The following is a 13,327-nucleotide window of genomic DNA, read 5'->3' as shown; positions in this document are numbered from 1 at the left end:
CCGCTCGCCGAGATCACCCCCACCGGCATCCGCACATCGCAAGAGGAGTTCGCGTTCGACGCGGTGGTGTTCGCGACCGGGTTCGACGCGATCACCGGCGCGCTCACGGCCGTCGACATCCGCGGGCGGGGCGGGGTCCGGCTCGCCGAGAAATGGGCGCAGGGCCCGCGCACCTATCTGGGGCTCGCCGTGGCCGGGTTCCCGAACCTGTTCACGATCACCGGCCCCGGCAGCCCGTCCGTGCTGTCCAACATGATGGTCTCCATCGAGCAGCACGTGGAGTGGGTGGGCGACGCGATCGCCGCGCTGCGGTCCCGGGGCGAGCGCACGATCGAGGCCACGCCCGAGGCCGAGGACGCCTGGACCCGGCACGTCGGCGAGGTCGCCCAGGCGACGCTCTACCCGGCCGCCGACTCCTGGTACATGGGCACGAACGTGCCGGGCAAGCCCCGCGTGTTCATGCCCTATCCCGCCGGCGTCGGCGTGTACCGGCAGAAGTGCGACGAGGTCGCCGCCGCAGGCTACGAGGGATTCCGGCTGGCCGGCTGACCCCGGCTCCCGGCGCCCCCTGCCGCCCCCGGGGCGGCAGGGGGCTTTGCGCCTTCATGACCGAGTGCAGATCCTGGACCCTTGTAAAAGGTAGTACCTTTGCGGCAGGGTGGCGGTAAGCGCCCGGGCCCGGCCGGGCCGGACTCGGCGGAGGCGCCCGTGGAAGCCATCGACCCACAGTTCGGCACGCTCACGCTGCTGCTGATCGCGGCCGGCGCCGTGGCGCTGCTGCTCTTCCTGATCATGAAGCTGAAGCTGCACGCCTTCATCTCGCTGGTCCTGGTGAGCGTGCTGACGGCCGTCGTGGTGGGGTTCCCGCCCGGCGACATCCCCGACGTGCTGATGTTCGGGTTCGCCGACACGATCGGCTCGGTGGCGCTGCTGGTCGCCTTCGGCGTCATGCTCGGGCGGCTGCTGGAGGTGACCGGCGGCGCGCAGACGCTCGCGGACACGCTCATCGGCCGGTTCGGCGAGAAGCGGGCGCCGCTGGCGCTGGGCGTCGCGTCCCTGCTGTTCGGGTTCCCGATCTTCTTCGATGCCGGGCTCGTCATCTTCGTCCCGATCATCCTGACCGTGGCGCGCCGCTTCGGCGGCTCCGTGCTGTACTACGCGCTGCCCGCGGCGGGCGCGTTCGCCGCGATGCACGCGATCGTCCCGCCGCACCCCGGGCCCGTCGCCGCGGCGAACCTGATCGGCGCCAACGTGGGGCTGACGCTGCTCGTCGGCATCCCGGTCGCGGTGGTGGCGTGGTACGTCGGCGTCATGCTGGTCTCCCGCTTCCTCGCCGGCCGGGTCGACGTGCCGGTGTCGGACGTGGTCTTCGGCGAGATCCAGGACGGCGAGGACGCGGAGAAGCCCGGCTGGCGGCAGCCGTCCTTCGCCACGGTCCTCATGCTGCTGCTCATCCCCCTGGTGCTGATCTCCTTCAACACGGTGCTCTCGACGCTGGTCGAGACCGGCGTGCTCGCGGAGGGGCAGGACTGGGTCGGCTTCCTGAGCCTGATCGGCATCACGCCGGTGGCCCTGCTGATCACGGTCCTCGTCGCGATCCTGGTGCTCGGCCGGCCCAACGCGTCGATGGCCACCGTCAGCAAGATCCTCGACCAGGCCCTGGGCCCGGTGTGCGCCATCATCCTGATCACCGGCGCGGGCGGCATGTTCGGCGGGGTGCTGGAGCTCAGCGGCATCGGCGACGCGCTGAGCGGCAGCCTGTCCGACCTCGGCATCTCCCTGATCCTGCAGGCCTTCATCATCGCGACCCTGCTGCGCGTCGCGCAGGGCTCGGCGACCGTCGCGCTGACCACGACCGGCGGGCTGATCGCCGGGGCGGTCGGCGACGCCGGCCTCTCCGACTTCAAGCTCACGCTCCTCGTGATCGCCATCGCGGCCGGCGCCACCGTGCTCTCGCACGTGAACGACTCCGGGTTCTGGCTGGTGAGCCGGCTGTTCGGCATGGACGAGAAGACCACCCTGAAGACCTGGACCGTCATCGAGACGACGCTCGGGCTGACGGTGTTCGCGATCGCCTCGCTGCTGTGGCTGGTCACCTGAGCACGGCCGGGTCAGGACGCGGGGGCGCCGTCCCCGCCGAGGCGGCCCATCTCGTCGGTGACCTCGACGCAGATCGCCGTCATCGCCGCCCTGGCGACCTCGCATTCGCCTCCGGCGACGGCCTCGGCCACCACGAGGTGGAGCCGGCGCGCCTCGGGCTTGGGCCGCGCCGGCATCAGCCGGTGGAGGGTGCGCCCGCGCAGCACCTCCTCCACGACGTTGGCGAGGCCCGCGAACATCACGTTCCCCGACGCTTCGAGGAGCAGCCGGTGGTAGGCGATGTCGTGGTCGAGGAACGCGGCCAGGTCGCCGGCCGCGCCCGCCGCCTCCAGGGCCGCGCCGAGCTCGACGATCCTGTCCCGCCGGCGGCCGTCCGCGTGCCGGGCGGCCAGCGCGGCGGCGGGCGGCTCGATCGCGGTGCGCAGCTGCGAGAGCTGGTGCAGGTGGGCTGCGCGCTCCGGCCCGGCGAGCCGCCACCTGATCACGGCGCGGTCGTAGGAGTCCCACTCGTCCTTCGGCAGCACCGTGACGCCGGTCCGCCGGCGGCTGGACACCAGCCGCATCGACGCGAGGACCTGCACCGCCTCCCGGGCGACGGTCCGCGACACGCCGAACTCCTGCTGCACCCATTCGAGGTTCACCGTCGACCCCGGCGCCAGCGAGCCCGAGATGATCAGCGGCCCGAGCCTGGCGAGCACCTCCTCGTGCAGAGTCGACATGGCCGCCAGAGTACCCGCGGACGGAGAAGCCCATGATCGCAAGCGTCCACATCGTGGTGATGGGGGTGTCCGGATGCGGCAAGAGCACGATCGCGCGCCGCCTGCGGGACGGGTTCGGCCTGAAGATGGCCGAGGCCGACGACTTCCACCCGCCCGCGAACATCGCGAAGATGTCCGGCGGCGAGCCGCTGACCGACGACGACAGATGGCCGTGGCTGGAGGCGCTCGCCCGCTGGACGGCCGACCAGCGAGCCGCCGGGACGTCCACGGTCCTCGCCTGCTCGGCCCTCAAGCGGTCCTACCGCGACGTGCTCCGCGCCCCGGTGCCCGACACCTACTTCCTCCACCTGCACGGTACCGAGGAGCTGCTGCTCGAACGGATGCGGAGCCGCGACCACTTCATGCCGCCCACCCTGCTGCGCTCCCAGTTCGAGACCCTGGAACCACTCGAACCGGACGAGCACGGCGCCCTCCTGGACGTCGCCCCATCGGTCGACGAGGTCGCCCGCCAGGCCGCCCACCTGGTCCGCCCGCTCTTCCCCTCCGACCACGCCGGCACACGCGACTGACACGCCCGGAACCCGGTGCGCCCGCGGGCGCGGTGCGCGGGCGCACCGGGCGTCTGCGCAGGCCGGGGCTAGCGGACGGGGAGGCCGGTGACGGTGCGGCCGATGACGAGTCGCTGGATCTCGCTGGTGCCCTCGAAGATGGTGAAGATCTTGGCGTCGCGGTGCATGCGCTCGACCGGGTACTCGCGGGTGTAGCCGTTGCCGCCGAGGATCTGGATGGCCTCCTCGGTGACGTTGACGGCCATCTCGCTCGCCATGAGCTTGGCCATCGAGCCCTCGGCGTTCTCGAAGTCCTTGCCGGTGCGGGCCATCCAGGCGGCCCGCCACACCATGAGGCGGGCGGCGTCCACCCGGCACTTCATGTCGGCGAGCTTGAACGCGATGGCCTGGAAGTCGCCGATCTTGCGGCCGAACTGCTCGCGCTCGCGCGCGTACTGCAGGGCGTAGTCATAGGCGGCGCGGCCGACGCCGATGGCCATCGCGCCGACCGACGGGCGGGTGGTCTCGAACGTCTTCAGCGCGGCCTGGCCCTTGGAGCTCTTACCCTCGCGGGCGCGCGCGATGCGCTCGTCGAACCGGTCCTTGCCGCCGATGATCAGGCGGCTCGGGATGCGCACGTCCTCGAGGATCACCTCGGCGGTGTGCGAGGCGCGGATGCCGTGCTTCTTGAACTTCTGGCCCTGCCGCAGGCCCGGCGTGTTCGGCGGGACGATGAAGCTGCCCTGGCCGCGGCTGCCGAGCTCGGGGTGCACCGACGCCACGATGATGTGGACGTCGGCGATGCCGCCGTTGGTGGCCCACGTCTTGGTGCCGTTCAGGACCCACTCGTCCTTGGCCTCGTCGTAGACGGCGCGGGCGCGGATGGCGCCGACGTCGCTGCCGGCGTCGGGCTCGGAGGAGCAGAAGGCGCCGAGCTTGACGTCGTCGGGGGTGCCGAACATCTGCGGGACCCACTCGGCGACCTGCTCCTGGGTGCCCACGGCGGCGACGGAGGCGGCGGCGAGGCCGGTCCCGACGATGGACAGCCCGATGCCGGCGTCACCCCAGAAGATCTCCTCGAACGCCACCGGGATGCCGAGCCCGGTCGGCTCCAGCCACTGCGTGGCGAAGAAGTCGAGCGAGTAGAGGCCGACCTTGGACGCCTCCTGGATCAGCGGCCAGGGCGTCTCCTCGCGTTCGTCCCACTCCTCGGCCGCGGGACGGATGACGTCCCGGGCGAACTCGTGCACCCAGTCCCTGACCTCGCGAACGTCCTCACTGGGCTCCAGCGAGAACGGCGCCTGCTCCGCGCTCGTCATGATTAATAGACCCTCTCTCCAATAATCGTGTTACCAACGGTAGCACCGTCTGGAGTTACCGGAGGTAACACCGTGGGCCGAGTCACAGGTTTTTCAGCCGCGCCCGGGAGAGAAGGAGCGCGCGGCGGCGTATCCGGGCACCTCGGCCATCGGGGGCCGCTCCCCCACCGCGACGTCGGCGGTGCGGCCTTCGTACCCGTCCGGGCCGCGGTGGAAGCGGGTCAGCGCGGTCGCGGGCGCCTCCAGGGGCATCATCCGGCCGTGCCGCTCCAGCCGCGACCACGCGGTCAGCATGATCTGCCCGGACATCTCGCCGAGGGCCTCGGTCGACTGGTGGGCGTGCACCCGGCGTCCCAGGTCGACCTGCGCGATCGCGTCGAGGCCGGAGTCGTGGTAGACGTCCAGGAGCAGGCCGAGCTCCACCCCGTAGCCGGTGACGAACGGCAGGCGCTCCAGCAGCGCCCGGCGTCCGGCGTACTCGCCGCCGAGCGGCTGCATGACGCCGGCGAGCAGCGGCCAGTGCAGGTTGATCAGGGGCCGCGCGACGAGCTCGGTCACCCGGCCGCCGCCGCCCTCGACGCGCCGGTCCCCCTCGACGAACGGGCGGTCGTAGCAGCCCTTGACGTAGCCGACGGACGGGTCGGTGAGCAGCGGCCCGAGCAGGCCGGTCACGTAGGCCGGGGTGAACTCGCGCAGGTCCGCGTCCACGAAGACGATCAGGTCGCCGGACGTCGCGGCCAGCGACTTCCACAGCGCCTCGCCCTTGCCGGACATGCGGCCCTCCTCCGGCAGGACGGCGTCCTGGACGACGACCTCGGCGCCCGCCGCGGCGGCCACGGCGGCGGTCCGGTCGCGGGACCGGGAGTCGACCACGACGATCTCGTCCACCAGCGGGGTCCGCTCGACCAGCTCGGTGCGGATGGCCGCCACGATGGCGCCGACCGTGGCCTCCTCGTCGCGCGCCGGCAGCACGACGCTGATCCTGGTGTCGCCCTTGGCGCCGAGCAGCAGGCGCGGCGGCCAGTCCTCCGCGGTGCTCGTGCGGCGGCGCAACCACGACGCGACCTCAGGCAGCACGCGCTCTCCCTCCCGTGCGGACCGTCCCGGGACCGGGCGTCCCCCTCACCTATCAGGAACGCCAGATCCTCCCAGATCATTCACCGCCGGGAGGGGAGACAGCAGACCGGCCCGAAGAGTTAACGCGGGGACAACACGGTCGTCATTCGGCGGCGTGCCGGTCCAGGAAGGCGTAGACGTCCGCCTCGTCAACCCCGGGGAAGGCCCCGGGCGGCAGGACCGACAGGACGTGCGAGTGCGCGCGGGCCGACGGCCAGGCCATGCCCTCCCAGCGGTCCGACAGCGTCTTCGGGGGACGCTGGCAGCAGTCGCCGTCCGGGCAGGAGGACCTGCGCCGCCGGGTCGTCTCCCGGCCGCGGAACCAGCGCGAGTCCTCGAACCGGACGCCCAGCGTGATCGCGAAGTCGCGCTCGTGGCTGGGGTCTATGTGCGACAGGCACCAGTACGTGCCCCGCGGGGTGTCGGTGTACTGGTAGTAGACCGAGAAGCGGTCCTCGGCGCCGAACACGTGGCGCCCGGCCCACTCGCGGCACATCCGCTGGCCCTCGATCGCGCCGTCCTCGTCCTGGGGGAACGCCAGGCCGTCGTTGGCGTACGCCTTGTAGATCGTCCCGTTCTCGTCGTTCTTGGTGAAGTGGAGCTGCAGGTCCAGATGGTGGGTCGCGACGTTGGTGAAGCGGTGCGCGGCCATCTCGTAGGAGACGGAGAAGACGTCCGCGAGGTCCTCCACCGACAGCTCCCGCGCCGCCTTAGCCTCCTGCAGGAACGGGACGACGCTGCGCTCGGGCATCAGGATCGCGGCGCCGAAGTAGTTGGCCTCGACGCGCTGGCGCAGGAAGTCGGCGAAGTCGCGCGGCTGGTCGTGGTCGAGCGCGATGTGCCCGAGGGTCTGCAGGAGGATCGTCCGCGGCGTGTGCATGCCGAGCTGCTCGCGCTCCAGGTAGATCCGCCGGTTGCGCAGGTCGGTGACCGACCGCACGGAGCGCGGCAGGTCCTTGACGTACCGGAGGCTGAAGCCGAAGTGGCCGACCAGCGTCATCAGCAGGCCCTGGGACACCGCGCCGCGCCGGTAGCCGACGGCGTCGAGGGTCTGCGCCGCGACGGCCTCGATGTCGGCGAAGTGGTTGCCGCGCTCGTGCATCTGGCGGCGCAGCTCGGCGTTGGCCTTGCGCGCCTCCTCGGGGCTCGCGGTCGGCTTGGTCCGGCTGCGCTTCAACTCCCCGTACAGCGCCAGGATGTGCTCGATCACCTCGTTCGGCATCCGCTTGCCGACCTTGAGGTGGGACAGCCCGAGCGTCCGGTAGAGCGGGTCGCGCTGCGCCTCCTCCAGCCCGATCTCCAGCTGCGCGCGGCGGCTGGGCGGCTGGCGCCGCAGCAGCTCCTCCACCGGGCACTCCAGCGCGGTGGCCAGCGACTGCAGCAGCGACAGCTTGGGCTCGCGGCGCCCGTTCTCCAGCAGCGACAGCTGGGACGGCGCGCGCCCGACGCGCTCGCCGAGTTCCGCGAGCGTCAGGCCGCGGGCGCGGCGCAGGTGCCGGAGCCGCTGCCCGAACGTCACGAGATCTACGTCACTCGTCAAGTTGAGGGGTTCTTCTGGCCGCAAGGTCGTCACGGGTTCATGGTAGCGGAATTTTCGCAGTTCTTCTGTTACTCACGAGTTCATTAAGGGCTTGCGGCCGGGGCATAGTCGATGCAAGCACCCAGGGGACGACACGGAAGGGCTGAGACGATGAGCGACAGTCGCCTCAAGGGCGCAGCCGAAGAGCTGCAGCGTCAGTGGGAGACCGATGCCCGCTGGCAGGGGATCGAGCGGACCTACACGGCCGAGGACGTCGTGCGGATCCGCGGTTCGGTCCAGGAGGAGCACACCCTCGCGCGCCTCGGCGCCGAGCGGCTCTGGAAGCTCCTGCGGGAAGAGGACTACGTCCACTCGCTCGGCGCGCTGACCGGCCTCCAGGCCGTCCAGCAGGTGAAGGCCGGTCTCAAGGCCATCTACCTGTCCGGCTGGCAGGTCGCGGCGGACGCCAACCTGGCGGGCCAGACCTACCCCGACCAGAGCATCTACCCGGCGAACTCGGTCCCGGCCGTCGTGCGCCGCATCAACAACGCGCTCCTGCGCGCCGACCAGGTCCAGTGGGCCGAGGGCGAGGGCGACACCCACTTCCTCGCGCCGATCGTGGCCGACGCGGAGGCCGGCTTCGGCGGCGTGCTGAACGCCTTCGAGCTGATGAAGGGCATGATCGCCGCGGGCGCCGCGGGCGTGCACTGGGAGGACCAGCTGGCCTCCGAGAAGAAGTGCGGCCACCTCGGCGGCAAGGTGCTGATCCCGACCTCGCAGCACATCAAGACCCTGAACACCGCCCGCCTCGCCGCGGACATCTCCAACGTGCCGTCCCTGATCATCGCGCGGACCGACGCCGAGGCCGCGACCCTGATCACGACGGACGTGGACGAGCGCGACCGCGAGTTCATCACCGGCGAGCGCACCCCGGAGGGGTTCTACCACGTCCGCAACGGCATCGAGCCCTGCATCGCCCGCGCCAAGGCGTACGCGCCGTACTCCGACCTCATCTGGATGGAGACCGGCACCCCGGACCTGGAGCAGGCCCGCAAGTTCGCCGAGGCGGTCAAGGCCGAGTACCCGGACCAGATGCTGGCCTACAACTGCTCGCCGTCCTTCAACTGGAAGGCGCACCTGGACGACGCGACCATCGCCAAGTTCCAGCGGGAGCTCGGCCACATGGGCTTCAAGTTCCAGTTCATCACGCTGGCCGGCTTCCACGCGCTCAACTACGGCATGTTCGACCTGGCGCACGGCTACGCCCGCGAGGGCATGACCGCCTACGTCGACCTGCAGGAGCGCGAGTTCGCCGCGGCCCAGAAGGGCTTCACCGCGGTCAAGCACCAGCGCGAGGCCGGCACCGGCTACTTCGACATGGTGAGCACCGCGATCAGCCCGGACTCGTCCACCACCGCCCTGAAGGGCTCGACGGAAGAGGGCCAGTTCCACTGAGCCGCCGGCTCACCCGCTAGCCACCTTCCGGTCTGATCCCCCCGGACCCCGGAGGCCCCCGCGTTCCTACACCCGCGGGGGCCTTCTGGCGTTCCCGGGGACCTAGGCGAGCGCGTACCGGTGGCTCAAAGCCCAGGACGAGGCGGCCCGGTCCTCGACGCCGGCCGGCGCTCCATGGCGGAGTAGAAGTCCACGTCGGCCGGCTCCTCCTCGCGGCGGGAGCTCCAGCGGCGCGGTGCCCACGTCGGCATCAGCAGCGCGAACCCCATCATCGCGAACACGCCGGAGCCGAGCAGCATGCGCAGCCCGAAGTCCATGTCGCCGGCCGGCGGCACCTCCTCCGGCAGGGAGAGGGCGCGCTCCGGGTCGACCAGGAAGTAGGCGGAGAAGCCGAGCAGGGCCAGCGCCGGGATCAGCGAGACCAGCGGCGACGCCCAGCGCGCGACGATGATCACGCCCATCACCAGGCCCACGGCGGCGAGCAGGGCGAACGCCCCGTAGATGCGGGTGCGGTCGGTGATCTCCTGTCCGGTGCCGCTGAAGGACTGGCCGGCCTGGACGTATCCCCAGGCCGCGCCGTACACCAGTGCGGGTGTCAGCAGGACGCCGAGGACGAAGCCGAACGCGTGGCGCACCGAGCATCACTTCCATTCGCATGCGCCCGCCGGGCGCGGGGGAACCGATGGCGCCTCAATCAGAACATGCACATCAGGCATACCGCAGTAAATCCGTACTGATAACCGGGAGCGGCGCCCTCCCGTGACGGCACGAGGGACATGGAAGGCGCTGCGGCGTCAACCTCGGGTCCTGGCACAGCGTCTAACAAAACAAGATCGTTACGGGCGTACGGGGGGGGACCCGGATGGTTCAGTTGCTCGACCGTGCCGCTGACGCGCAGCTCCGCCGGCCGGGCGAGACCCGCACGACACGCCTGGTGGACGGCCTCTCCGACGCCGCCGTCGCGCTCTTCGCGGCCTGGACCGCCGTCTACCACGCCGGCCTGCTCCTCCGGGCGCCTACCTGGGCACTGCTGCTGGCATGGCTCGCCGCCGCGGGGGCGCTCACCGCGCTCTATGCGGCCGGCCGCGAGTGGTGGGACGGCGGCCCGCTCTGGCGGGAGCGGGCGCGCCCGGCGGCACGGCGCCCATCGCGCCCCCTGGCCGTGGTCGCGGTGGCGGCGGGTGCCGTGGCGGGGACGTGCGCGGGTCTGCACCCGTCCGGCGTCCCGTGGTGGTGCACGTGTGTCGCCGGGACGGTGAGCGTCGCCGCCGCCGCGGCCTTCCTCCTCCTCCGCGGCCGGGACGGGAACGGAGACGGGGACGGGGAGCACGGGGCCCGCGAGCACGCGGACGAGGACGAGGACGAGCACGCCGGTGCGGAGCCGGCCCGCCGGGGGACGCCGCTCGCGCTCCTCACCGGGGCCGGGTTCGCCGTCGCCTCCCTGTTCATCGTGAACTCCGACGGCGACGACGCCTACTTCGTCTCGCGCTCGGTCGCGACCGCCGCCACCGGCGAGATCCCCCTCAAGGACGTCATCTTCACCCCCGGCACCGCCGACGAGATCGCGGGCGAGCCGCCGATCGCCTCGATCGAGGTCCTCGCCGGTGCCCTCGCGCGGGTGCTCGGCGTCCCCGCCGCGTCGTTCCTCTGGTACCTGGTACTGCCCGCGGCCGTCTTCCTCGCCGTCTGGGCGCTCTGGCGGCTGGTCCGGGCGTGGGCGCCGCGCCGCGCCGCGCTCTGCTTCGCCGTGGCGGCGGCCTACCTGCTGCTGAGCGGCACGGGCCCGGCCTCGCTCGGCTCCTTCCACCTGCCGCGGATGTGGCAGGGCAAGGCGATGCTGGTGTCGGTGCTGGTGCCGCTGCTGTTCGTCTACCTGACCAGGTGGGCCGAGCGGCGCTCGCGTCGGGACCTCGCGCTGCTCGCCGCCGCCGGGGTCGCCGGGGTCGGGCTGACCTCGTCGGCCGCGTTCGTCGTGCCCCTCGTCGCCGGGGCCGCCGCCCTCCCGCTGGTGGCCGCCGGCCGCGTCCGGACCGGCCTCGCCGCGTGCGCGGCCGCGGCCTACCCGATCGCCGCGGGCCTCGCGGTCATGCTGTTCAACGACGACACGAGCGTGGCCGGCAGGGTCCACGACGCCCCGTCCGCCTACGGGTGGGTCCTGCTGCAGGGGGCGCTCGGCGTGCTCGCCGGGTGCGCGCTGTGGCTGTCGCCCTGGACCGCCCGCCGCGGCGCGCCCGCGCTGATCGCCGCCGGGGTCGCGGCGCTGGTGACCGCCCTCGTCCTCCCCGGTGTGCTGGACGCGGCCGCGTCCCTGTCCGGGGCGGGCCAGGTGCTCTGGCGGACGATGTGGACCGTGCCCGCGCCCGTGCTGATCGGGCTGCTGGCCGCGGTGCGGATTCCCGCCGCGCGGCCGGGCCTCGTCCGGGTCGCCGCCGCCCCCGCGGCCGCGCTCGCCGTGGCGCTGGCCGCGGGCGGGGTTCCGGTGTGGTCGGCGTCCAACGGCTCGGTCGTGGCGGCGCGCCCGTCGTGGAAGGTCTCGGGGAAGGCCGTCTGGACCGCGCGGGAGGTGGCCGCGCTGGCGGGGCCGGGCGGCCTGGTGCTCATGCCGTCCGCCGTGATGCGGGCCGTCCCGCTGCTGACCGTCGACACGCACGCGGTGAACCCCAACGGCCACTACCTGCGGAGCCTGCCCGCGCCGCGGGGGTTCATCGACGACCGCAGGGTGCTGACCGCGGCCGTCCGCCGCCCGTGGGGCGACAAGCCGCCCGCCGCCGAGGTGAGGGCCGCGCTGGAGCGCACCGGCGTGGACGTGGCGTGCGCGTGGCGGCGCGACGAGCGCGGGCTCGAACTGCTGCGGGCCGCCGGATACGGCGGCATTCGGCGCATCGGGCCGCTGAACTGCCTGGTGCCCCCCGGCCGCTGACCTCCGCGTGCCCGATTCATGGCATTCCGTTTTGAATGCATTTATACGGGCATCGGCGTTGCGTTCGATCCGGCGCATGTTGGAGGAAGCAATGTCCACCGCGATATGGGTCGTCATCGCCGTAGTAGTCGTCGCCGCGCTGGTCGCGGTCGTGTACGTGGCCCGGTCCCGGGCGCAGACGCAAAGGCTGAAGCGGCGGTTCGGCCCCGAATACGACCGGGCGGTGCGCAGCGCGGGCGGCCGCGCGGCCGCCGAGCGGGAGCTGCGCTCCCGCGAGCAGCGCCATGAGGAACTGCAGCTGAAGGAGCTCGACCCGGCGCGGCGCGAGCAGTACCGCGAGCAGTGGGTCCGCGTCCAGGAGCGCTTCGTCGACACCCCCGAGGCGGCGGTGGAGCAGGCCAACGGCCTCGTCACCGTCGTGATGGGCGAGCGCGGCTACCCCACGCACGGCTTCGAGGAGAACGTGGCCCACCTGTCGGTCGAGCACGGCCGCACCATGGACCACTACCGCCGCGCCCACGCCATCAGCGGCCGGGCGGCGAACGGCGAGGCGTCCACCGAGGACCTGCGGCAGGCCATGCAGCACTACCGCGAGCTGTTCGAGGAACTGCTGGCCGTCCCCGCCGGCGAGCGGCACGCCGGCACGGCGCCCGCGGCCGGCGCGGGCCACGACACCGGCGCGCACCACGACGCGCACCACGACACCCGACACGACACGCGCCATGACACGCGCCAAGACACCGGCGCGGCGCCCGGCACCGGCCACACCGGCACCGGTCCCGCCACCGGGCAGGCCCCCGTGGCCGGGGAGGCGGGCCACGCGGCCGCCGCCGGGCCGGCGGGACGCCGCGACGACCAGGCACCGAGGAGCTGACCCATGGAACACAGGCGACCCGACCACGCGCCGCCGGGCGGCGGCTCCACCACCGGCCCCCTCGCCGGCGAGCGCTCCCGGCCCGCCGGGACGGCGCGGCCCGGCGGGACCGGTGACGCGCACGTCGCCGGGCCCCCGCCCGAATCCCCCGTCCTGGACGCGCCCGAGACCGTCCCCGACACGGCCCCCGACCGGCGGCCCGCGGCCGGCGGCACGGCCCCGTCCCCGTCACCGACCCCCTCACCGTCCTCGGGCGGGACGCCGTCCCCCACCGGGATCCCGGCTCCCGGCGAGGCGTCGTCTCCCGGCGAGAGGCCGTCCGGCTCCGGAAATCGGGCCCCCGGCAGGGCGCCCTCGCCCGGCGGGACCCCGGCGAAGCTGTTCGACCCCGCCGAGTCCGACCGGTTCAAGGAGCGCTGGCGGGACGTGCAGTCCGCGTTCATCGACGATCCCGGCGACTCCGTACGCAAGGCGGACGACCTCGCCTCCGAGGCCGTCGACGCCCTCGGCCGCGCGATCGCCGAGCAGCGGCGCAGGCTCTCCGAGGGCCTGGCGGACCGGGACGACGCCGACACCGAGCGGCTCCGGCTGGCGCTGCGCGGCTACCGCGACCTCCTGGACCGCATCTTCGCCGCCTGAGCGGCCCTGACCATGACGAGCCGGGCGCCCCGCAGCAACGCGGGGCGCCCGGTTCGCGTGCGCCCGTCCTCGGGAATCATCAGCGGCTTCACTTCCGCCCGGACTCGTCAGGAGGGGC

The 13,327-nt window shown here is 72.8% G+C and carries 11 protein-coding genes and 1 pseudogene; 7 read left to right on the top strand and 5 right to left on the bottom strand.

Annotated features, from left to right (window positions below; all coding sequences use genetic code 11):
* Nucleotides 1–549 (top strand): annotated as a pseudogene (locus IEZ03_RS37525) (cyclohexanone monooxygenase); the annotation flags it as partial.
* Between the two features lie 159 nt (nt 550–708).
* On the top strand, nt 709–2,100 hold the full coding sequence (locus tag IEZ03_RS03955) for a GntP family permease (RefSeq protein WP_184884163.1): 1,392 nt from the start codon (nt 709–711) through the stop codon (nt 2,098–2,100).
* An 11-nt stretch (nt 2,101–2,111) separates the two neighbouring features.
* Here the strand turns inward: IEZ03_RS03955 and IEZ03_RS03950 are convergent, their stop codons facing one another.
* Nucleotides 2,112–2,819: a FadR/GntR family transcriptional regulator gene (locus IEZ03_RS03950; RefSeq protein ID WP_184884162.1), complete on the bottom strand. Its 708-nt coding sequence runs from the start codon at nt 2,817–2,819 to the stop codon at nt 2,112–2,114.
* Between the two features lie 32 nt (nt 2,820–2,851).
* Between IEZ03_RS03950 and IEZ03_RS03945 the strand changes: the two genes are divergently transcribed.
* Nucleotides 2,852–3,388, top strand: a complete 537-nt coding sequence (locus tag IEZ03_RS03945; protein ID WP_184884160.1) for a gluconokinase — start codon at nt 2,852–2,854, stop codon at nt 3,386–3,388.
* Between the two features lie 68 nt (nt 3,389–3,456).
* Here IEZ03_RS03945 and IEZ03_RS03940 read toward each other — a convergent pair whose 3' ends face one another.
* From IEZ03_RS03940 to IEZ03_RS03930, 3 genes are all read right to left on the bottom strand, one after another.
* Nucleotides 3,457–4,686 carry an acyl-CoA dehydrogenase family protein gene (locus tag IEZ03_RS03940; RefSeq protein ID WP_184884158.1) on the bottom strand — a complete coding sequence of 410 codons (1,230 nt, stop codon included), beginning with the start codon at nt 4,684–4,686 and terminating at the stop codon, nt 3,457–3,459.
* Nucleotides 4,687–4,779: 93 nt separating this feature from the next.
* Nucleotides 4,780–5,763 carry a glucosyl-3-phosphoglycerate synthase gene (locus IEZ03_RS03935; RefSeq protein WP_184884156.1) on the bottom strand — a complete coding sequence of 328 codons (984 nt, stop codon included), beginning with the start codon at nt 5,761–5,763 and terminating at the stop codon, nt 4,780–4,782.
* Nucleotides 5,764–5,905: 142 nt separating this feature from the next.
* Nucleotides 5,906–7,342 carry a helix-turn-helix domain-containing protein gene (locus tag IEZ03_RS03930; protein WP_184884154.1) on the bottom strand — a complete coding sequence of 479 codons (1,437 nt, stop codon included), beginning with the start codon at nt 7,340–7,342 and terminating at the stop codon, nt 5,906–5,908.
* A 150-nt stretch (nt 7,343–7,492) separates the two neighbouring features.
* Here IEZ03_RS03930 and aceA point away from each other — a divergent pair, with 150 nt between their 5' ends.
* Nucleotides 7,493–8,776 carry an isocitrate lyase gene (gene aceA, locus IEZ03_RS03925; protein ID WP_184884152.1) on the top strand — a complete coding sequence of 428 codons (1,284 nt, stop codon included), beginning with the start codon at nt 7,493–7,495 and terminating at the stop codon, nt 8,774–8,776.
* A 125-nt stretch (nt 8,777–8,901) separates the two neighbouring features.
* Here aceA and IEZ03_RS03920 read toward each other — a convergent pair whose 3' ends face one another.
* Nucleotides 8,902–9,411 carry a hypothetical protein gene (locus tag IEZ03_RS03920; protein ID WP_184884150.1) on the bottom strand — a complete coding sequence of 170 codons (510 nt, stop codon included), beginning with the start codon at nt 9,409–9,411 and terminating at the stop codon, nt 8,902–8,904.
* Nucleotides 9,412–9,638: 227 nt separating this feature from the next.
* On the opposite strand from IEZ03_RS03920, the gene IEZ03_RS03915 reads away from it, so the two are divergent.
* The 3 genes from IEZ03_RS03915 to IEZ03_RS03905 all read left to right on the top strand — a co-directional run bounded on the left by IEZ03_RS03915 (nt 9,639) and on the right by IEZ03_RS03905 (nt 13,209).
* Nucleotides 9,639–11,696 carry a DUF6077 domain-containing protein gene (locus tag IEZ03_RS03915; RefSeq protein ID WP_184884148.1) on the top strand — a complete coding sequence of 686 codons (2,058 nt, stop codon included), beginning with the start codon at nt 9,639–9,641 and terminating at the stop codon, nt 11,694–11,696.
* Between the two features lie 76 nt (nt 11,697–11,772).
* The gene (locus IEZ03_RS03910) at nt 11,773–12,570 is read left to right on the top strand and encodes a hypothetical protein (protein ID WP_184884146.1); all 798 of its coding nucleotides are present in this window, start codon (nt 11,773–11,775) and stop codon (nt 12,568–12,570) included.
* Nucleotides 12,571–12,573: 3 nt separating this feature from the next.
* Nucleotides 12,574–13,209, top strand: a complete 636-nt coding sequence (locus tag IEZ03_RS03905; protein ID WP_184884144.1) for a hypothetical protein — start codon at nt 12,574–12,576, stop codon at nt 13,207–13,209.
* Nucleotides 13,210–13,327: the final 118 nt, after the last annotated feature.

It is taken from the genome of Actinomadura livida (genome assembly GCF_014648675.1).
In the GTDB taxonomy this organism is placed as follows: Bacteria; Actinomycetota; Actinomycetes; order Streptosporangiales; family Streptosporangiaceae; genus Spirillospora; species Spirillospora livida.
The sequence above is the reverse complement of the archived record's forward strand: the minus strand, read 5'-3'. Positions and strand labels throughout refer to the sequence as shown.

What these genes read in the sequence shown, in the direction of transcription:
- aceA (WP_184884152.1), top strand. Translation starts at nt 7,493, where the DNA reads ATGAGCGACAGTCGCCTCAAGGGCGCAGCCGAAGAGCTGCAGCGTCAG.
- IEZ03_RS03945 (WP_184884160.1), top strand. Translation starts at nt 2,852, where the DNA reads ATGATCGCAAGCGTCCACATCGTGGTGATGGGGGTGTCCGGATGCGGC.
- IEZ03_RS03905 (WP_184884144.1), top strand. Translation starts at nt 12,574, where the DNA reads ATGGAACACAGGCGACCCGACCACGCGCCGCCGGGCGGCGGCTCCACC.
- IEZ03_RS03940 (WP_184884158.1), bottom strand. Translation starts at nt 4,686, where the DNA reads ATGACGAGCGCGGAGCAGGCGCCGTTCTCGCTGGAGCCCAGTGAGGAC.
- IEZ03_RS03950 (WP_184884162.1), bottom strand. Translation starts at nt 2,819, where the DNA reads ATGTCGACTCTGCACGAGGAGGTGCTCGCCAGGCTCGGGCCGCTGATC.
- IEZ03_RS03910 (WP_184884146.1), top strand. Translation starts at nt 11,773, where the DNA reads ATGTTGGAGGAAGCAATGTCCACCGCGATATGGGTCGTCATCGCCGTA.
- IEZ03_RS03915 (WP_184884148.1), top strand. Translation starts at nt 9,639, where the DNA reads ATGGTTCAGTTGCTCGACCGTGCCGCTGACGCGCAGCTCCGCCGGCCG.